The sequence below is a fragment of the Burkholderia sp. KL41 genome, from assembly GCF_057005415.2.
Genome location: NZ_CM189268.1, coordinates 272,344 through 291,358, shown reverse-complemented (window position 1 = coordinate 291,358; position 19,015 = coordinate 272,344). Strand labels below are relative to the sequence as shown.

The following is a 19,015-nucleotide window of genomic DNA, read 5'->3' as shown; positions in this document are numbered from 1 at the left end:
GGTCGGCTCCGTCGCATGGGGTGGTGACATGCGCCGATGTTACCGGGAAACGCGGCGCGCGAGCCGCATCGTGCAAGCGCGAAACGGGCGGATTACAAAACCGTAATCAGCGGGTCAGCGTCGTGACTGCCGCGGCAAACAGAATGGGATACGTGGGGCCGCCCCACTCGCCCGTTCGTTCAACCCACCAGGGAGTCGCCATGAAACTCTTCACTGCCTTTGTCGCCGCCGCGCTGAGCCTGCCGTTCGGTACACAGGCCTTCGCCCAGTCCACGCAGGCGCCGCTTACGCGCGCCGAAATCTACCAGCAGCTGATCGATGCCGAAGCCGGCGGCCTGCTGCCGACCGACCGGAACGACTATCCGCCGTCGCAGGCGCAGATCGCGCGCAATCGCCAGCTTTACGCGCGCGCGCATCCCGATGCGGCGCCGGTCGCGACGGCATCGGCCGGCAATTGATCTCCGCCTGTGTTCGGCAGCCGGATCGCGCGCCGACCCGGCGCCTGTCGGCGGATTTCGCGGCGCCCGCAGCCGTGCCCGCGAAATCCTTGTCGCTCAAGCGCTTGAGCGCAGCGGCCCGACGGCCGCCCTCCTGCCCGACGACGTGAAACGATGAACGCGAAAAAAAACGGGCCGTGCTCGGCCCGGGCGTGCGGGCCGCATGCCGTGCCAGCGCGATCCTGCTCATTGGCCGGTTCCCGGCCGCCGCCTCACGCCTCGCCTCCCGCCTCGCCGCTCACTCGCGACGGTGCGGTCGAGCGCCCGTCTCGGCGACGCGGTCGACCCAGCCCCGGTAGAACGCGCGGTACTTGAGCACGAGCTTGTCGTACCTGCTGTACGCACCGCCGCCGTCCGGCTTCATCCCGTTCCAGATCCTGACGTCGTACCCCGCGGCCTGTCGGGTCTGCAACCCGAACAGCACGTAGTCGGTCGCGCGGCGCAGGGCGCCGCCCACCTTCTTGATCGAGATGAGCATGTGCATGACGTTTTTGCCGTCGCTCACCGGCGTCACGCACTGGAGCAGCTTGTATTTGAAGTCTCCGTCCAGCGCGACGGTCATCACGCACCCGCCGGGGTAGCCGTCGAAGTGCAGGTTCATCTGCGACATGTTCAGGCCGAGCGCGCGCGACAGCATGCCGAGGGGCCCGAAGTACCGGTTCACGGTGAAGTCGATCCCGGCACCGAACCACGCGCCCGCCCGGGCCAGCGACTCGACCTCCGGCCACGGGCGCCAGTCGTCGAACAGCTTGAGTTCGAAGGCCGAGATCGGGAGCGCGTGCACCGGGGTCGCGTGTTGCGCGTCGTAGAAGTTCTCGACGATCCGCAAGACCGCCGTCGTCGTCTCGAACGCGAAATGCAGGTGCATGAAGTCGCCGTTGTCGACGTCGGCCGCGGCGATTTCGGGCAGCGGGTGCAGCGGCTGCGGGGAGCCGTACCAGACCCACACGTAGCCGTACCGCTCCGCGGTGACCCACGTCGGCTGACGCGCGCCGCGCGGAACGGGCTCCAGCTGCCGCACCACCTGGCTGTGCCCGGGGATGTGAACGCACCGGCCCTGCTCGTCGTACCGCCAGTGGTGAAACGGGCACTGGATGCACCCGTCCGTGACCCGCCCGTCGGCCAGGTTCGCGCCGAGGTGCGAGCAGTGGCGATCCATCACCACCGCCCGCCCGGTCGCGCCGCGCCACGCCACGCACGGACGGCCGAACAGCGTCAACTCCGTCGGCTTGTCCTTGAGGTCGTCCGAGCGCATCGCGACGTACCAGCTCGCGGCCACGCGCGTGGTCGCGTCGTACACCCCCGGGGCTTGCTCCGTGGCGACCGCTTGATCGAATTGAACGTCGTTCATCGTTTTCCTGGCGGTGTCGGCCGGCTACTTCAGCGCCAAGCCGATGCGGGTCGTGATGTACGCCTTGAGCAGCGCGAACATCGGGTTGTAGTCGAAGTACCGTTTCACCTCTGCCGGTGCACTGGTTTGCGTCCAGTGCATCAGCTTCATCGCCGGCACCAGGCTGTACTTCGAGTTGTTGAGTTGCGGCCTGGCCCCGGTGATGCAGTACCCGAAGCCGAACATCGGCCTGGCGAACTCGCGTTCGTCGATGAGGGCGTGAATCCGCGCCGCGGCCTCCCCAGCCTCCTTGTGCCCGGCGCTCACGGCCTCGACCTCGGCCTTGGCGTCGTTGAACAACTGGTAGTACCCCTCCATGTCCGCGCACAGGTATCCGAGGTACGGAGGGTCGTTGTCCAGGTGATCGAGGTCGCCTTCGTCACGCGACGCGCGGAACCTCGCATGGGCCTGCACGAGCCGGAACTGCCCGAGGATCGTGCCGACCGCCCACAGCCGATGGAACGCGTCCCACAGGCGGAAGTCCGCGAACGCCGTATAGCAGCAACTGACGAAGTCGTCGTTGTGGTCCAGCAGCTTCTGCTGCAGGCGCTCGATGTACTCGAAACGCTCGGGAGAAAAGTCGTCGTCGCGCAGCGCCTTGATGAGGCGCGCCGCGAGCGCATGGATGGTCACCGCGGTGTTCTCGAGCCCCCGGGAGAACAGCGGGTCGATGAACCCGTTCGCATGCAGCATCAGGCAGTAGCGGTCGCCGACGCAGGCGCTCGACGAGAATTGCAGGCGGTCGGTCTTGACCCAGTCGCGCACCGGCACGGCGTCGCGGAACTGCGCCGCGATGCTCGGGAACCGCGCGAGGAACTCGTCGAATTCCTGCTGCGCGGAGATGTCCGTTTTCGGGTAGACACGCGGGTCGAGCTGCAGGCCGACGCTCACCAGGTTGTTGGTCGATCGCGGATGGTTGTTGAACGGAATCACCCAGAGCCAGCCGCCCGCGAACATGTGGTGCAGGGTTCCCTCGTGCCAGCGCCAGCGCTGCCCCTTGACCTTGAAGATGTCGTCGAACGGCTTGACGCCGAGCATGTGCGTGTAAATGCTGCGCGAGTGCGTCTTGAAGCGGCACGGCTCTTCGCGGAGCTTGAACTTGGTCGCGAGCGGCGCGCGCGGCCCGCCGCAATCGATCATGTACCGGCCGGTGAACCGTTCGCCCTGGGCGGTGGTCACCGCGACGCCGTCCTTGTCGGCGTGGTATTCGGTCACGTTCGTCTTCTGGCGCACCGTGCAGCCGTACTTGATCGCGGCCTGCAACAGGTAGGCGTCGACGTCCTGGCGGTAATAGTGGCTCTCCGGGCCCCACGGCAGCTCGGGAATCACGCACTGCGTGAATTCCTTCGGGTCGTGCTCCTGACCGGGCTTGTGGAACACGAAGCCGAAGTTGCGCTTGATGCCCGTGCTCGACGCGACGTAACGCTGCGTCGCGTAGAACGACGTGATGCGGTCGAGCTCCGGAATGCCGTAGCGATCGGCGATGATGCGATTCATCAGGGACGTCTCGGGGATCGACGATTCGCCGATCGTGAAGCGCGGGTGCGACGACTCCTCGATGATCAGCACGCGAAACTGCTGGTTGGCCAGGATCGCCCCCATCTGGGTGCCGGACATGCCCGACCCGAGGATGATCACGTCGAAGTGGTTGCTGTCGCGCCCGTTCGCGGGGCTCTTTTCAGTCATGAGGGCACACTCTCCTGGTGAGATGGAACACATGGCCGCACGCGTCGGGCGTCGGGTGTCAGGGCTCGTCGAGCGCGGCGCGCAGGCGGGACCGCACGGCACGCGTGAGCGTGAGCAGATCGCCGAGCATGCTGGGCGCGTATCCCCCGCTGCCGATCGTCGGGCCGCTTCGCCCGACTTCGTATGCCCGCTCCGCCAATTTGACGTGCGGCGCGCGGAAGCGCAGCAGGATCTCGAAGACCCGGTCGAGGGCGGCCAGCCCGGCCACGACGGGCTCGCCCCGCGCGCCGGACGCCTGCACCTCGCCGAGCACGCGGTCGACGAGCGACGGCGCCCCGGCGAACCGCGCGTAGATCGCCCCGAACGCGGGAAGCACGTAGGGCAGGTACGTCTCCTTGAATTCCCGATAACCCGGGTGGTCCGATTGCGACCCCCACAGCACGTGCTCCAGCACGAAAAGCGGCATTTCCACCGCGCCGGGGCCGAGGTAGCTCCGGCCCCCGACCCGAATCGGTTCGTAGTACGGCCGAAGCTCGTCGTAGAAGACCTGCACCGAGATATAGCGGTACGCGTAAACGATCGATTCGACCATCTTGTGGAGATAGTCCGCCAGCTCGTCGCACCCTTCGGCGAACGACGGCGACCGCAGGGGCACGTCGTACAGCTCGACGGTCATCCCGATGGCCGCCTCGAGCGCCGCCATCGAGATGCGCACGCTCTCGAGCAGGTGCGCTTCGTCGCGCAGCCCGGTGTAGCTCCGCTGCGCGTCGGCCGCTGCCGGGTTCCAGACCGTCACGTGCAGGAGCGTCTCGCGCGGCGGCAGGCCGGTCACGCGCGCCAGGTCGAGCAGCACCGGCTCGAGCCCGGGCACCGCGTCCACGGGCTCATGGCCGTGCCGCTTGAGCGAGCCCAGGAAGAACCCGATGTCCCGCATCGCGGCGGCGGCTTCGACGAAGCCCCAGCCGGCGGGCACGCCGCGCACCGGGAGGAACTCGCGCAACAGGCCGACGATGCCGGGCACGTCCTTTTGGCGGTTCAGGCCCGGCAGTTGCAGAACGAGTGCCCGCGCCCGCAGCGGATCGCAAGCCGCCACCGCGGCGTGCGTCGCCGCGAATGCGCATGCGCGGTCCAGGGTGCGCTCCACTACAGGATTTCCGGCGCCGCGAGCGTCGACCCGGGCTGGCTGCGAGACAGCCCCGCGCCGCCGTCGCGCAGCGACCGCAGGTAGTCGTAGTTCGTCGGCAGGCTCGTCCGCAGACGCTCGGCCTCGCGCCGGATACGGGCGAACATCGCCTCGGCCTTGTCGATCGACTCCGGCCGGTGCTGCAAGAGCGGCAGCGACCGGTCGGGCAGCAAGCCCAGGCCCGCAAAGATGCAGTAGTAGTTTCCGTTCAACCAGAAGTTCCTGAATTCGTAGTCGAACGTTTCGTAGTACGTGGAATCGTCGAACGACGTGGTGGTCAGCGGCAATCCTGCCTTGTAGCGCTGAACCTTTTCCTTGATGGCGTCCGAGAGGCGCAGGTCGTGCCGGTTCGCGAGCCAGAACGGCGTGTCGTCGCGCGACGCGGTGAAATAGTGCGCCTGGACGAAATCCCGGCAGTCGTCGAACATGTGGACGATCTCGGCGTTGAATGCGTCCGCCAGCCGCGGGTCGAACGAGGTATCGGGGAAGTGCTTCACGAGCTGGTAAAGCGCCGCGTAGATGAAGTAGATTCCCGTCGATTCCAGCGGCTCCAGGAAGCACGACGACAGCCCGATCGCGACGCAGTTGTTGACCCACGCCCGCCCGTTGCGCCCGACCCGGAACTTGATCTGGTTGAGCGGCTGCTTGTCCGACAGGCCCCAGAGGTTGAGGAAGTCGGCGGTGGCCTGGTCGCGCGACGTGAACTTGCTCGAGAAGACGTAGCCGCTGCCGAACCGGCCCAGCATCGGAATCTTCCAGGTCCACCCCGCATTCATGGCGATCGCCGAGGTGTACGGCTCGACTCCCACGCGCGCATCGGCGTTCGGCACGGCGCTGGCGACCGCGCTGTCGCACAGCAGGTAGTCGGACATGTCGATGAAGGGCTCTTTCAGCGTCTGGTTGATCAGCAGCCCCCGCATGCCGGAGCAGTCGATGAACAGGTCCGCCTCCAGCGTGCGCCCTTCCTTGGTGGACAGGCTGGCGATGTGGCCGCGTTCGTTCAGGTGAACCTGCTCGACCTCGTCGATCACCTGTTTCACCCCGCGCTCGATGGCCCAGCGCTTCAGGAAGTCGGCTACCAGGTGCGCATCGAAGTGCCACGCATGGGACATCTGGCGGGTGCCGTCGGACAGGCACGGTGCGAGCTTGGCGTCGAGCGCCCCGGGCTGCGGGTAGCACGCGTACTCCATCGGCTGCTGGAAGCCCTGTTCGCGCTTGCGCATCCAGTAGTGGGTAAGCGGCACGCCGTCGCAGTTCGGCACGGTGCCGAACAAGTGGTAGAAATGATCGTCGCGCGAGCGCTCGGGGGATTTCCTCCAGTTCACGAACTTGATGGCGGCCTTGAACGCGCCGTTCACCTGGGGCATCCACTCCCGCTCCGGTATCCCGAGGAAGTCGAAGAACACCTTCTGCAAACTCGGGATGGTCGCCTCGCCCACGCCGATCCGGGGGATCGCCGCGGACTCGACGAGCGTAATGCTCGTGTGCTGCTGGAGTGCCCGGACGAGGTACGAAGCGGCCATCCAGCCCGCGGTGCCGCCGCCCACGATGACGATATTCTTGATCGGGTTGCTCATGACACGGTTCTCATAGGATTTGAAACCTGAAGGGATAGTGCCGCCTGATCGAGCTGAACGCGTAAATCGTCCGGTAACGCGTCATGAATGGATTGGCTTGCCGATGCGGCAATTGCCATTAGCGTATCGAATACACTTAAAACTTCAGCTTCCCGAAGCTTTCCATACCGTTCGCGTAACCTGCCCGACACACCTTAACAGCGTTCACGTCGACACACCCCGCAAAATTTCATATCAATTTTCATTGCCCCAGAGAAATATTCAATCCATAAAATATCGGCGAGATATTTTCAAGATGAGCATTTACATTTTTAAAAATCAACCATTTCATTTTTAGGCAACGCATCAATTTATTGTATAAAAACGATAAATTAACTACCCAATTAACGGGAAACGAATGAGGTCGGCACCATTTGCGAAACGATGATGTCGACCCTTGCGCATTTCGGCGAACTTGACCTGCCCCCGGCGATGAAAGGGTGCTGCCCGACAGGCCTTAGCGGTTGAGTACGGAAAACGCCAGCGTGCCCGCGAACATCGCCAGCACGACCGACGCGCCGCGAAGCAGCGTTCCGGTATGGGTGGCCAGCGACCGGCGCGCCGTCAGGACGCCGCCGACCACAAGCCACATCGAACCGATCGTCACGGCGAGCACCGTGAAGACCGCGATCGAGCAGAGATAGAACGGAACCGATACGAAAGCCTGCGGGGGAAAGATCGCCGTGGCGAACAACAACGCCTTCGGGTTCATGGTTGTCGCGACGAACATGTCGCGAAAGCCGATGGTGCCCGACCGGATGCCATCAAGGTGCGGGCTTTTCCATAGCTGCAGGGCGAGATAGAAGATGTAGGCCGAACTCCCCAGCTTCAGCACATCGTAAAGCCAGGGCCGCGTGGCCGCGAAGGTCGCCAGGAAGAAACCCCACAGTGATATCGCGAAGCCGTAGCCCGATGCCTCCGCCACCAGGAGTCGCGACGATTGCCGGAAGCCGACCTTGATTCCCGAGGACAGCAACAAGGTATTTGTCGGGCCTGGCGTGGCCAGGACCAGCGAAACGTAGAGTGCCATCTTCAACATCACCTGGAATGTCGGCATCTTGCTTCCTTGGTGTCGATGACGGTCGCCATGTGTCGGGGCGAGCTGTCGTATCGGTTGTGGGTCATTCTGCATTCGGGCCGCTGTTGGCGTCCGCAACAGGCGCTGGCGGTGCCCGGAAACCATGCTTATGGCGATCAAGAGCAAACCAACCGGGTTCGAGGGGCTTTGGGGGAATGATGAATTTGTCACGGCATTGCCGTTTCGCAGCGAATTGTACGTCTCCGATCCGAATTATGCTGCGCCTTAAAATTCCTGCTCGCGATTATAAATAGACGCAACCAATGTTACTCAATCACACATTTTTTTGCGGCGCAAAGTAAAGCGGAATTTTCCGTGTGATTGATTCAATTACGCGTTATTAATCGTTTAATCGGGTCACGACGATCAGGATGGCCCCAATAGCCGCGAAAAGAACCGCACGGTAAAGGCAAGCATCATCTGTACGTCACTTTGAATATGCTGCGGGCCAAATCCGCCAATGCCGCCAATGGCCAGAGCCATATAGGTTCATAACAGGCACCGACCCTGCCGTTCGGCACGCAGACGTTCGCACAGATCACGCGCGCCGAAGTCCGCCAGCAACCGATCGATGCCGAAGCCGACGCGCTGCTCCCGATCAACCGTAACGACTGTCCGTCGTCGCGCGCGCAAATCGCTCGCAACCGCCAGCCTTACGCGCTCGCGTATCCCGACCGGCCCGACACCACCATCCCGTCCGGCAACCGCTTTACCCGCGTAGACGCCGCCGTGAGTCGCCGCTTCCCCGGCTCCGCCATTTTTCGAAATCCGGCGCTATTCGCGTGTCACTCTCATTCATCGACCTTCCACTGGATTGAAGGCATCCCCAGCCCAACGAAGTGAAGCGATGAACGCGAAACAATGGGTCGTGCTCGGCTCGGGCGTGCCGGGCGCATGCCTTTCCGTCCAGCCGGCGATGGCCGGCATTTCGATCGGTCTCGGCATCGCCGCGCCCGCCCGCGTCTATGTCGCGCCGGCATCCGTGTACGTCGCGCCGCCGGTCGTCGCACCGGCACCGCCCGTCGCGTACGCGCCCTATGCACCGGTCGTCGCCGCCGCACCTGTGATGGTGCCGACGGTGGGCATCTCGCTCGGCTGGCACTACGGCCGCGACCGGGACGGCCGCCGCTGGTGGGGCCGGCGGGAACGGGCAGCCCGCCGTCACGGGTAAGCCGCTCCCGATCCCGGGCCGCGCGCGGCCTCCCGCCGCCCGGCAGCACCGGCCCTTTCGGCCGTCCACGGTTTCACCGGTAACCGCGGCGCCGCGTGTGCCGTCACGCGGCGTCGGGCGAAATTTCCCGGCGATACAGCCTCTGTCCAGGAAACCGGGGAGCGGCCACCTTGTTATCAACCCAGCGCGGCATAAGTAACCTGCCATTCGAACCAATCGATGGTATCGCGAGGGTCGTTGGTTACCGCATGAATCGTGAAGCTTTGTGGCGTCGGAAAGTCCACGCGTAATCCCGACCAGGGTTCCGGCTTAGGATCGTTCTTGTAGATATGAATCGGCAAGACCGTCACCGAAACGATACCGAAACCCGGTGGAATCGTCGGGTTGATACGTGCGGGCAGATCAGCGTTACCTGTTACGCCGGATTTCCAGCCAATGCGGGTCGGGCTCGCGCCTTGACGTCCCTGGAAGGTCTGCCAGATGAACCAGTCGATACTGTCGCGCGGTTTAGTCCCGTCCGAACTGAGAAATATCGAACCGGATTCCGTAAATTCGGCAATCAAGCCGGGCCAAGGCTCGGGATTCGGATCATTGGAGTAAATGTGAATTGGCAGAACCGTGACCCCGGCAATGGCCTCATTGGGGGAGAGTTGCGTATTGATTTTCTGTGGCAACGAGGCGTTCGGGGTCACGCCGGATTTCCAGCTTCGTGGCTGATAGCCCGCCGGGGCGGTCCCATATGTAACCTGCCACATGAAAAACTGGATTGAATCGCGCGGATTATAAGGCTCGGCCGACAATATGAATCCGCGCCCGTCAGTCGTGAAGTTGGTCTGTAGCCCGGGAAACGGCTCGGGATGCGGGTCTTTGGAATAAAGGTGGATGGGCAAGACCGTCAGCCCCAGGATGATCGTGCCAGCTGGTAACGGCGGAAGTACCGATATAGAGCCATTTTGCTGCAGCGTGTTCTCGGCCGTTCCTGAAATCCATCCCGAGGGAGAAAATCCGGATACTCGATCGTCTGACATAGCATGCCCCGTTTTTAAAGGTGGTTTAAGAAGCCCCTCATGTACGTTTACATTTCTGCTACAACAGTTGCCCTATTTTTTTAATGCAACTCATTTGTGACAACTGATCGATTATTTCCCATTGCGAGTGAAAGGATAATAGTAATGAAAATGGCACGACGATACCTGTCAATCCTGGCAGGCCGAAGCCGATGATGTGGCGCGCATTATCGTGACGCGAGCGGCTGATAACTGATGCGAAGCTGACGTCCAAATGCCGGTTCAGCAAGACAGGCAAACGACGCCACATGGCCGGAAGCCGTCAGCAGCAGCCGAGCCGCCACCGACCATACATTCCTCCAGGGCGTGTCCGGAGTGCGGCATCTCGACGGAACGATTCGCATACAGAGGACCGTATATAAATCATGCCCCTACGGTCGTGCGGGGGAGCGTTCGACGCGAATAGACGACTTCGCTTCGGACATGGACCGGGCGACGCCAGCCGCTGCTCGAACTGATGACGCATGTCCTCGACAAACGTGGCGCATCGTCCCGGGGCAGCCACTGCACCCTGCCCCGTCGAACCCTGGCACGCTCCGGCGGCCCGCCCTCGTCAACGGCGATTCCTCCGGTTACCGGTCGTGGAAGTCGGAGACCATCGGAAAATACGAACGACCCGCATGGTCTCCTCCCTGCCCCCGCTTCGTTCAATTGCCGGGCGCGAGGTCGTTGGCAAACCGGTTCGTATAACCGAGCGTACCGACGCCGCCGATGGAGTTGCACGTCGACGATGCGGCGCCGGGCGGGCAATCGACGTCACGGTCGAACGACCAGAAGTGGACACCCACGAGGCCATTCTGTTTCACGAACTGCGCAACGGTGTCCGCATCGGCCGGCGTAAAGGTTTCGCCGCTCACATCGTTGCCGCCGATCATCGGCGTCAGCTCGATCTGGCTGTACGGCACGCCCCAGTGATCGTGCAGGTTCATCGCCGCCTGGATCGCCGACTGTCCCATCTGGCAGGTGCCGTTCGCCACCACGCAGTTCCCCGCCCCCGCCGACCCGTAGTCCATCGTCATCAGGTCGATGGTGTAGTTCTTCAGGCCGTGCGCCTGGATCGCCTGCATGACCCAGTCCCCATACACGTTGAAGCTGTCGGGGGCGCTGGCGCCCCAGGAGCTGGCCGTGGTCGCGCCCTGCTGGGAAGGGGCCAGTGTCGCGAGCGTAAAGCTGAAACGCAGGCCGGGATAATTCTGCTGGGCGACTGCCACGCGCCGGACGAGATCGTCGATCACCTGTTGTGTCTGCCCGCCCTCGATATCGAAGTCGATCCCGATGAGGTTGCTCGACGCATAACGATTGATGAAGGCCGCCATGCCCGCATCCGACCCGCACGTGAACATGCCGGCCGCGCCGCCGGTGGAAATCACGTAATTCACATTGGCCGCGGTGAAAAGCGGCACGTTGGCGGCCGCCATCGCGCCGCCGTCGACGCCCGCCCAGTTCTCGCTGCCGCATTCGCCGGTCGCAAACGCGAGCGTCAGCGTGCGGACACCGGCTGGCAGCACCGACAGCACCGGGCTCATCTGACCGGTGACGTTCGACGAGATGACGTTCGTGTTCCAGTTCATCGAAATCGTCGCGTCCTTGTACGGGCTATAAACGAATGCCGGCGCCGCGCCGGTACCCGTCCCGGCTGCCGCGGCGGTGCCGGTGCCAGTGCCGAAGGACGACCATGCCAACAGAAGCGCCAGCGCGCCCTTCAGGGTCGATCGCTGCATGATTCCGGATCGGTTGATCTTCATTTTCACGCCCTCATCGCGTTTTACGCATTACCGGCATCGGTCTTCCACGCGATCCATGCCGGGGAATATTTCAGGAAGACGCGCTCCGCCCACGCAGGCGTAACGGAAACCCGCCACGTCACGCGGACGGCAAGCGTCGGCATCATTGATACGGACTACAAAATCAATATCGTGATCAGATCAGCCATGTGGCTCCTCCACCCGGTGGCTTCCCCTTTCGATCGACAAAGCTCCGCCCAGGTCGAATTCACAAGAAATCAACCTTACAAATTGCCACCTGAAGACGAATTTCTATATCGATTCTGTTTTTATATCTACGACGGAAAAAACGACGACTTCGGTCTATGCTGGTGAAGCATGTGCACGCCACTTTCGCGCAGGGCCGGATGTCCGTCACAAGCGCGATGCAGGCGGTACGTGAAGCCGTTACGCAGGCCTGGGATAGCCGTGCCTGCCACGCGGCGGCGGATACCGGTCTTTTGCCGGCCGATGTAGTGATGCTTCAATCCGACGCCCACGTTTCGTTTGGTTATACTACATAATCGTCAGGCATCAACCCTTGAATCGAGTATTTTCACCCATATCGAAACCGGAAATATTCACGCGATCGCATTGCCATATTGAAATTATCGCCATTCGATAATTCAACCGGATATCCCGCAGCCATTTGGCTGATTGTTCAAATCAACGAAATTCAGGCGATGCGATCGGGCTTCATCGTATTGGCGGCCGACCTGCGATGACGTCACGTTGCCGTCCCTGATGCATACACCGAACCCGGAGGCCGAACATGACTGTCCATCTCGCCCCCCAAGCGTCGACCCGCACCGCCCAACTCATCACCCGGGTGTACGCGAGGCTCCTGCTGGTCGGCTTCGCGCTGGTGCCCGCCTATCTGATCGCCTACCTGTACTTCTTCCAGGACCCGTCGCTGAAATTCGAGAATCACGCCTTTCACGAGCTGGCGATCGCGGCCGCCACGCTCGAAGGCGCGTTCGTCACATATGTCTGCTGGCGCTGCTATCGCCTGTCGGGTGAGCCGTTGCTTCGCTGGCTTACGCTGGGCTTTCTGGGCTTTTCCGTCATCTATGCGTTGCATGGCCTGTTCACCGGCATGGCGCATCACAACATCTGGCTGTTCCTGCTGTACGGGCCGGCATCGCGCCTGACCATGTCGATCCTGATCCTTGTCGGGCAGCTCACCTACAGTCACAAGGCCGACAGCGCAGCGACCCGCGCCGATCCCCGCATCTGGTTACCCTGGCTCGCGCTGTTCGGGCTCGTCGACGTCGCGGTCGCCGTGATCGCCTTCTCGCCGGTGGCCGGCCACCTGTGGGTGCGCCTGTCGATGGAAGGCGGCGCACTGCTGCTCTCGGCCGTGAACGTCGTCGCGCTGGTCATACGTCGCATCCGCTCGCCGCTGATGACGATCTACGGCATTTCGGTCACGTCGTTCGCCCTCTCGTCGCTCGCCTTCATCCTCGGGCGGCCGTGGAATCACATGTGGTGGCTCGCGCACGCGATTTTCGCAGCCGGCTTCTTCCTGCTCAGTTTCGGCGTGGTACAGGCCTTTCAAACGACCCGTTCGTTTTCGAAGATCTACAGCCAGGCGGAACTGTTTGCCCGGTTGAGGGACGCGATGGCCAGGACGGAGCGCGCGTTGCAGGCGCTTCAACACACCAACGAAAAACTCGAGCACCTGGCGGCCACGGACCCGCTCACGGGCGCGGCCAACCGGCGGCAATTCATCGAAAGCGTGGAAGCGGAGATCAACCGGGCCAAGCGCAACGGCGCGCCGTTCTCGCTGCTCGCGCTCGACCTCGACCACTTCAAGGCGATCAACGACAGTTACGGGCATCAGGCGGGCGATCAGGTGTTGCAACGCTTCGTCGACAAATGCGCCGATGCGATCCGGCCGTACGATGGTGTTGCGCGGGTGGGCGGCGAGGAATTCATGGTGCTGCTGCCGCAAGCCGCGCTGGACACGGCCCGGTCAATTGGTGAGCGCATCCGCGCGGCGATCGCCGGCGCGCCGTTCGAAGCAGGCATCGGCGAACCGATCAAGGTCACCGTGAGTGTCGGCGCCTCCGAGTTCGGCCGGGACGGCGAGACGATCGACGCGATCCTGCGCAAGGCCGACGAACGCCTGTACCGCGCGAAGCATCAAGGCCGCAACCAGGTGGTCGCCGGATAAGCCGGTTACCGCGTGAGTGCCGCCCACCGCGCTCCTCACGCGGGTTGTTCATCTCATGACGCGCCGGGCATCGCCGGGCGCGTCATGTCGCGGCCGTATCAGAACGGGCTGCGTGTCGTATCGCCATTCGTGAAGATCGCGTCGACGACCTGATAGAACGCCATCGCCGTATCCGCGACTTCCCAGACCGCGAGGATCACGTGGTAGCCGCTACGCATCGGCAGCCGGCACGCGTGAATGGTCGGCTGCTGGGGCACCAGGTTCGCGTTCGGGTTCCAGTACGGCTGGCCGGGATTCTGGATCGTGCAGAACGGCGTGGGCTCGAACTGCGCACGCGTGAGCTTTTCCGACGGGTTCCAGTCGGCGCGTGTAATGAAGTAGTTCCAGCGACGCGTCTTGTGCACGGCGCTGAACTCCCATTTGAAATTCTGCACCGCGCCCGGTCGTAGCGGGATCTTCTGCCAGCGGCCCGGCGACTGCTCGTTCAGCACGGGCAGCGGGCCATTCGTGCTGGCGCCGGCGATTTCGCCGTCCTTCGGTGGCGCGGCATTCTTCGCGTCGTCCGGCGCGAACGGGTCCGACAGGCCGCTTTGCGTCGCGGGGAAGAACTTGCCGTTCTCCATCGCGTTCGCGTGCCACGCGTCGACAGGGCAGTTCGGATTCTGGCCTTGCGTGCACAGCACGATGCGCGAAGGCGGTTCGGTCAAGCGGCCGTGCGCGTGTGCACCGGCCGCCGCGACCAGCAGTGCCACACCGGCCAGCGCGCGTGGCATGACGGAAGCAACGTAGCTGCGGATGTTCTTGTTCATGAGCCCTCTCATGGCATGAATGTCGAAACGGATATGCGCACATCGAGCCTGTCGCAAGATTCCGCGAAGAGATTCCTGTCGACGCGTCGTCGCGCATGCTGATCGGCGAAAGCGGCGGTCGAATGAAACCGCGGCAAGCAATGATCAATCGCCATGCTTTCTGACAAATCACTTTCACCGAGTCGAACCTTATCCGCAAAAACCGGAAAAATAAACGTCCCTCATTGTTAATCTTTTGATTCGCGGCATCGAATCATCCATTCCCGCTTGCTTCGCTCGTCAACCCTGACTTAACGCGGATTCTGGTGCTTGACGATCGTGAATGATCGATCCCGGTATTTCGCGTTTGGAGGCTACCGGTATGGCCGCCGCCATTGTTCAATAATTTGATTCCTTGATTGATATTTGAATTGGATCAAGCCCGCCATTCATTCAAAATCCGGATCGGGAAGAATGATTATTTCGCTGGAAATTACGCCTGATTTGAAAATAGCTCAAATTTCATCGTCGACCGGGAGCTTCCAGATCAGGGCATATTCCAGCGCTGACGCGCTGCGCATCAATATCGGTCGCGTTGCGACGCGCGGCGTCAACTCCCCCGCGATGCGGCCAGGAGCATGCCCGCCTCCTGGAAGGGCGAACGGGTCATCACACCCCCAATCCCCCACCCCAAAGCGAACAACCCACAGCGCCCAACACCCGCGTTGTCGACCGCCCGCAGGCACGAAACCAACGCAAAAACTGAAAGACTGAATTGCCGATCCGCACGCTTTTGACGCAGCTATATTCTCGACGACCAGCCCTTTAAACAAGGACTGCGAACAATATCCGTCAACCTACGTTCGAGACCTTCATCCATGAATAAAACGACACGGCTGTTGCGCATGACGTGCGCACTCGCCTGCTGCAGCCTGTTCTCCCACGCGCATGCGCAAAGCAGCGTCACGCTGTACGGCATCATCGACACCGGGATCGACTTCGCGTCGAACGTCGACGGCCAGCACTTGTGGCAGATGGCGAGCGGCGTCAGCGCCGGCAGCCGCTGGGGGCTGCGCGGCAAGGAAGATCTCGGTGGCGGGCTCGCCGCGATCTTCGATCTCGAAAGCGGCTTCAATTCCACGAACGGCGGGCTCGGCAGCGGCCTCGCGTTCTCGCGCAACGCTTACGTCGGGCTGTCCGACCAACGCATGGGCACGCTGACGCTCGGCCGGCAGTGGGATCCGATCGTCGACCTGATCGAGCCGTATTCGCTGAACGACTATTACGGGGGCTGGTATTTCTCGCACCCGAACGACATGGACAACCTCGACAACGGCTTCGCGATCAGCAATGCCGTGAAATACACGAGCCCGACGATCGCCGGCTTCACCGCCGAGGCGCTCTACTCGTTCGGCGGGCAGCCCGGCCGCTTCTCCGACAACGCCGCGTACAGCGCGGCGCTCGCCTACACGAACGGGCCGTTCTCGGCCGGCGTCGGCTACCTGCGCGTCAACGATCCGGAGCAGGCCGTGCAGAGCTACCAGAACGGCGGCGGATACACGAACGCGGTGTACGGCGACGCGCTCATGAACGCGCGCAGCCAGAACATCTTCGCGGCCGGCGCGTCGTACCAGATCGGCAACGTCAAGCTGATGGGCAACTTCACCAACGTCGATTTCCAGCAAGGTGACGACGAACAGGACGTGAAGTTCCAGAACTACGAGATCGCCGGCACGCTCGCCGCCACGAGCCAGCTCAATTTCGGCCTCGGTTATACCTACACGACCGGCCGCGACCATGCGACCGGCCAGGAACCCAAATACCGTCAGCTGAACGCGAGCGCCGAGTACGAACTGTCGAAGCGCACGGCGGTCTACGCGCTCGCGGCACTGCAGATGGCGTCGGGCGGCGCCGTCGCGCAGGTCGCGGGCTTCGATCCGTCGTCGAGCGGCCGGCAGGCGGTCGGCCGGATCGGGCTGCGCCACACGTTCTAGGCGATCGCGCGAAGGGGCCGGCTTCCCGTGTACCGGAAGCCGGCCCCGGCCGGTGCGATCGACCCACGCGCCGAATCAGTTCGGCAGGCTGACCACCATCTGCTCGTCCTCGAGCAGTTGCGTGAGCGACCCGTGCAGGCGCTCGAGGCTCCGCGGCGGCAGCGCGAAACTCGCCCAGCCGAGCCCCGTATGCCGCAGCAACAGCACCGCGCCGCCGTACAGCGGATGGCGCTCCGCATACCAGCACGGGTCCATCTCCGTCACGAACTGCTGCGCGCGCGGCGGCATCTCGGGCACGGCCGGCTGCATCGACGCGCGCAACAGGCTCAGATACTGGATGACCGCATCGACGTCCTCCGGATCGAGCACCGCGGCACCCCGTTCGATCGACACCAGCACCACCGGCTTGCCGTGTTCCTGGATCATCTTGATACTCAGCGGCTGCGTCATGATTGCGTTCCTCGTGGCTACTCGCATCGGCCCATTATCGGCAGCCGCGTCACGCGCGCACCTGAAGATTTGATGCAGCTTCATTAATTTATTTTTAGGTTGTCTGCCGTTGCGGAAAACGCGTATTCGTCGTCGCGACGCACGACGATCTCGACGGTATGGTCGGGACCTTCGACGACACGCGTGTTCAGTGAATCGCAGCAACAGGCGAGAACGCCGTCCCGCACGCGCACGCGTCTTCCCCCGCGTCGTCCGCCGCTTCCTTAAACGAAATTTCATCCATTCCGCGTCGTTTTTTAAGCGTCCGGCGCCGGCCCGCATCCCATAATCGGCTCGCTACCTTGCCGGTCACGCGCGGCGGCACGCATCGAGCGATGCGTCGGCGGCGCATGCGAACGGTCAATTCTTTCCTTCGGCGGACCATGAACCAACTGCAAGCGATGCGCGTGTTCACGCGCGTAGTCGAGTTGTCGAGTTTCAATCTCGCCGCGCGCCAGCTCGGGATGTCGGCGGCCGCGGTCACGCGCAGCGTCGGCATGCTCGAAGCGCACCTGAACATGCGACTGCTGAACCGGACGACCCGCAGCCTGTCCCTCACCGAGACCGGCCGCGAATATCTCGACGGTTGCCGCTCGATCATCGAGAAGCTCGACGAGATTGAATCGAACCTCGTGCAGGTCACGCGCGACCCGCGCGGCACGTTGCGGATCGCCGCGTCGGCGACCTCCGTCGCGGCCGGCCTCGGCGTGCTGCTGTCGGCGTATCGCGACGGGCATCCGCGCGTCCGGTTCGACGTGACCACGTTCGACACGCACGTCGACATGGTCGAGGGCGGCTACGACGTCTGCTTCTGCGACGATCGCCGCCTCGTCAACGCGACCTTCGTGTCGCGGATGCTGACGAGCGTGCGCGACGTGGTCGTCGCGTCGCCCGAGTACCTCGCGCGCCACGGCACGCCGAACGATCCCGTCGAACTGAACGAACACAGCCTGCTGACCGTGTCGAACGGCACGGCGCGCAGCTGGGAATTCTCGGACGTCGACGGTTCCTACCGCGTCTACACCGGCAACGCACTGGCCTCGACCGGCAGCATGATGGTGCGGATCGCGGCGCTCAATCACATGGGCATCACGCAATTGCCGCACCCGCTCGTCGCCGACGATCTCGCACGCGGCGCGCTGGTGCCGCTGCTCGAACGCTACGAAGTGAACGGCGGCGCGCGCTGCATCTCGATGCTTTACCCGAGCCGCAACCATCTGTCGACCAAGGTCCGCAGCTTCATCGACTACGTGGTCGAACACTATCGCGCGCCCGAGCGCGCCGCCGCCTGATTCCGCCCGGGCCGCTCCGTCCATGCCCCACATCCTGACGATCGAAGACGATCCGCTGATCGCGGATCACATCACCCGGACGCTGCGCGCCGCCGGCCACCAGGTGGACGTCGCGCGCACCGGCCGCGACGGCATGGCCAGGGCGATGAGTGCGGACTACGACGTCGTGACGCTCGACCGCATGCTGCCGGATCTCGACGGGCTCACGATTCTCGCGACGATGCGCGGCGTCGGCCTCGACACGCCGGTGCTCGTGATGAGCGCGATGTCCGACGTCGACCAGCGCATCCAGGGGCTGCGCGCGGGCGGCGACGACTATCTCGTCAAGCCGTTCTCGCTCGACGAGATGTGCGCGCGCATCGACGTGCTGATCCGCCGCCGGCCGCGCGGCGCACAGGTCGAGACGGTCCTGCGCACGGGCGAGCTCGCATTCGACCTGGTGCGGCGCCGCGTCACGCTCGGCGCGAGCGAGCTCGCGCTGCTGCCGACCGAATTGCGCGTGCTCGAATTCATGATGCGCCACGCCGGGCGCGTGCTCACGCGCACGATGATCTTCGAGGCGGTGTGGGGCTGCCGTTTCGATCCGGGCACCAACCTCATCGACGTCCACGTCGGCCGCCTGCGCAAGAAGGTGAACCGGCCGGGTGCGGCACCGTTGATCCGCACGATCCGCGGCGCGGGCTACATGCTCGGCTGAATCCGGCCGCCGCCACCTAAAACTTCTTTCATCTTTTTAGCGACCGGCTGTTAGGGGCCGCTCCGCAGAATGCGGTCATCGGCTGCGTATCGGTGTTTTCCCGAAGCCGCGCGCATCCGGCTCTTCTT

Annotated in this window: 16 protein-coding genes; 7 read left to right on the top strand and 9 right to left on the bottom strand. The window is 63.4% G+C overall.

Annotated features, from left to right (window positions below; genetic code table 11):
* Positions 1 to 200 precede the first annotated feature (200 nt).
* Positions 201 to 458: a DUF4148 domain-containing protein gene (locus PQB87_RS35370; RefSeq protein WP_489244946.1), complete on the top strand. Its 258-nt coding sequence runs from the start codon at positions 201 to 203 to the stop codon at positions 456 to 458.
* Positions 459 to 735: 277 nt separating this feature from the next.
* On the opposite strand, the gene prnD is transcribed toward PQB87_RS35370, so the two are convergent.
* From prnD to PQB87_RS35345, 5 genes are all read right to left on the bottom strand, one after another.
* Positions 736 to 1,848, bottom strand: coding sequence for an aminopyrrolnitrin oxygenase PrnD (prnD, locus tag PQB87_RS35365; protein WP_431208859.1), 1,113 nt, complete (start codon positions 1,846 to 1,848; stop codon positions 736 to 738).
* A 24-nt stretch (positions 1,849 to 1,872) separates the two neighbouring features.
* Positions 1,873 to 3,573 carry a monodechloroaminopyrrolnitrin halogenase PrnC gene (gene prnC, locus PQB87_RS35360; RefSeq protein WP_021160484.1) on the bottom strand — a complete coding sequence of 567 codons (1,701 nt, stop codon included), beginning with the start codon at positions 3,571 to 3,573 and terminating at the stop codon, positions 1,873 to 1,875.
* Positions 3,574 to 3,631: 58 nt separating this feature from the next.
* A complete protein-coding gene (gene prnB / locus PQB87_RS35355) occupies positions 3,632 to 4,717 on the bottom strand; it encodes a monodechloroaminopyrrolnitrin synthase PrnB (protein ID WP_060223802.1) in 1,086 nt (361 codons plus the stop codon).
* Positions 4,717 to 6,333, bottom strand: coding sequence for a tryptophan 7-halogenase PrnA (prnA, locus tag PQB87_RS35350; protein ID WP_489244943.1), 1,617 nt, complete (start codon positions 6,331 to 6,333; stop codon positions 4,717 to 4,719). Before prnA ends, prnB begins: the two co-directional genes overlap by 1 nt.
* 496 nt (positions 6,334 to 6,829) lie before the next feature.
* Complete coding sequence (locus PQB87_RS35345) at positions 6,830 to 7,429, bottom strand: LysE family translocator (protein ID WP_060067513.1); 600 nt, start codon at positions 7,427 to 7,429, stop codon at positions 6,830 to 6,832.
* Between the two features lie 868 nt (positions 7,430 to 8,297).
* On the opposite strand from PQB87_RS35345, the gene PQB87_RS35340 reads away from it, so the two are divergent.
* Positions 8,298 to 8,621, top strand: a complete 324-nt coding sequence (locus tag PQB87_RS35340; RefSeq protein ID WP_489244942.1) for a hypothetical protein — start codon at positions 8,298 to 8,300, stop codon at positions 8,619 to 8,621.
* A gap of 176 nt (positions 8,622 to 8,797) precedes the next feature.
* Here PQB87_RS35340 and PQB87_RS35335 read toward each other — a convergent pair whose 3' ends face one another.
* Both PQB87_RS35335 and PQB87_RS35330 read right to left on the bottom strand, forming a co-directional pair.
* Entirely contained in the window at positions 8,798 to 9,649 is an 852-nt protein-coding gene (locus tag PQB87_RS35335) for a hypothetical protein (RefSeq protein WP_489244940.1), read from the bottom strand.
* 686 nt (positions 9,650 to 10,335) lie between these two features.
* Positions 10,336 to 11,409, bottom strand: coding sequence for a chitinase (locus tag PQB87_RS35330; protein WP_489244938.1), 1,074 nt, complete (start codon positions 11,407 to 11,409; stop codon positions 10,336 to 10,338).
* Positions 11,410 to 11,777: 368 nt separating this feature from the next.
* Here PQB87_RS35330 and PQB87_RS35325 point away from each other — a divergent pair, with 368 nt between their 5' ends.
* Both PQB87_RS35325 and PQB87_RS35320 read left to right on the top strand, forming a co-directional pair.
* Positions 11,778 to 11,975 (top strand): hypothetical protein, encoded by a 198-nt coding sequence (locus PQB87_RS35325; protein WP_489244937.1) that lies wholly within the window; start codon positions 11,778 to 11,780, stop codon positions 11,973 to 11,975.
* A gap of 248 nt (positions 11,976 to 12,223) precedes the next feature.
* Positions 12,224 to 13,627 (top strand): GGDEF domain-containing protein, encoded by a 1,404-nt coding sequence (locus PQB87_RS35320; RefSeq protein WP_060067793.1) that lies wholly within the window; start codon positions 12,224 to 12,226, stop codon positions 13,625 to 13,627.
* Between the two features lie 98 nt (positions 13,628 to 13,725).
* Here PQB87_RS35320 and PQB87_RS35315 read toward each other — a convergent pair whose 3' ends face one another.
* Entirely contained in the window at positions 13,726 to 14,400 is a 675-nt protein-coding gene (locus PQB87_RS35315) for a lytic polysaccharide monooxygenase auxiliary activity family 9 protein (RefSeq protein WP_059686281.1), read from the bottom strand.
* 920 nt (positions 14,401 to 15,320) lie between these two features.
* Here PQB87_RS35315 and PQB87_RS35310 point away from each other — a divergent pair.
* Positions 15,321 to 16,409: a porin gene (locus tag PQB87_RS35310; RefSeq protein WP_489245171.1), complete on the top strand. Its 1,089-nt coding sequence runs from the start codon at positions 15,321 to 15,323 to the stop codon at positions 16,407 to 16,409.
* Positions 16,410 to 16,484: 75 nt separating this feature from the next.
* Here the strand turns inward: PQB87_RS35310 and PQB87_RS35305 are convergent, their stop codons facing one another.
* On the bottom strand, positions 16,485 to 16,859 hold the full coding sequence (locus tag PQB87_RS35305; RefSeq protein WP_021160469.1) for a hypothetical protein: 375 nt from the start codon (positions 16,857 to 16,859) through the stop codon (positions 16,485 to 16,487).
* Between the two features lie 422 nt (positions 16,860 to 17,281).
* Between PQB87_RS35305 and PQB87_RS35300 the strand changes: the two genes are divergently transcribed.
* Both PQB87_RS35300 and PQB87_RS35295 read left to right on the top strand, forming a co-directional pair.
* Positions 17,282 to 18,190 (top strand): LysR family transcriptional regulator, encoded by a 909-nt coding sequence (locus PQB87_RS35300; protein WP_489244935.1) that lies wholly within the window; start codon positions 17,282 to 17,284, stop codon positions 18,188 to 18,190.
* 22 nt (positions 18,191 to 18,212) lie between these two features.
* Positions 18,213 to 18,887: a response regulator transcription factor gene (locus PQB87_RS35295; protein ID WP_059686256.1), complete on the top strand. Its 675-nt coding sequence runs from the start codon at positions 18,213 to 18,215 to the stop codon at positions 18,885 to 18,887.
* The last annotated feature ends 128 nt before the right edge of the window (positions 18,888 to 19,015 follow it).

Bases quoted from the DNA above. Each gene is read 5' to 3' on its own strand.
- PQB87_RS35370 (WP_489244946.1), top strand. From the start codon at position 201: ATGAAACTCTTCACTGCCTTTGTCGCCGCCGCGCTGAGCCTGCCGTTC.
- prnD (WP_431208859.1), bottom strand. From the start codon at position 1,848: ATGAACGACGTTCAATTCGATCAAGCGGTCGCCACGGAGCAAGCCCCG.
- prnC (WP_021160484.1), bottom strand. From the start codon at position 3,573: ATGACTGAAAAGAGCCCCGCGAACGGGCGCGACAGCAACCACTTCGAC.
- prnA (WP_489244943.1), bottom strand. From the start codon at position 6,333: ATGAGCAACCCGATCAAGAATATCGTCATCGTGGGCGGCGGCACCGCG.
- PQB87_RS35345 (WP_060067513.1), bottom strand. From the start codon at position 7,429: ATGCCGACATTCCAGGTGATGTTGAAGATGGCACTCTACGTTTCGCTG.
- PQB87_RS35340 (WP_489244942.1), top strand. From the start codon at position 8,298: ATGAACGCGAAACAATGGGTCGTGCTCGGCTCGGGCGTGCCGGGCGCA.
- PQB87_RS35335 (WP_489244940.1), bottom strand. From the start codon at position 9,649: ATGTCAGACGATCGAGTATCCGGATTTTCTCCCTCGGGATGGATTTCA.
- PQB87_RS35330 (WP_489244938.1), bottom strand. From the start codon at position 11,409: ATGCAGCGATCGACCCTGAAGGGCGCGCTGGCGCTTCTGTTGGCATGG.
- PQB87_RS35325 (WP_489244937.1), top strand. From the start codon at position 11,778: ATGCTGGTGAAGCATGTGCACGCCACTTTCGCGCAGGGCCGGATGTCC.
- PQB87_RS35320 (WP_060067793.1), top strand. From the start codon at position 12,224: ATGACTGTCCATCTCGCCCCCCAAGCGTCGACCCGCACCGCCCAACTC.
- PQB87_RS35315 (WP_059686281.1), bottom strand. From the start codon at position 14,400: ATGCCACGCGCGCTGGCCGGTGTGGCACTGCTGGTCGCGGCGGCCGGT.
- PQB87_RS35310 (WP_489245171.1), top strand. From the start codon at position 15,321: ATGACGTGCGCACTCGCCTGCTGCAGCCTGTTCTCCCACGCGCATGCG.
- PQB87_RS35305 (WP_021160469.1), bottom strand. From the start codon at position 16,859: ATGACGCAGCCGCTGAGTATCAAGATGATCCAGGAACACGGCAAGCCG.
- PQB87_RS35300 (WP_489244935.1), top strand. From the start codon at position 17,282: ATGAACCAACTGCAAGCGATGCGCGTGTTCACGCGCGTAGTCGAGTTG.
- PQB87_RS35295 (WP_059686256.1), top strand. From the start codon at position 18,213: ATGCCCCACATCCTGACGATCGAAGACGATCCGCTGATCGCGGATCAC.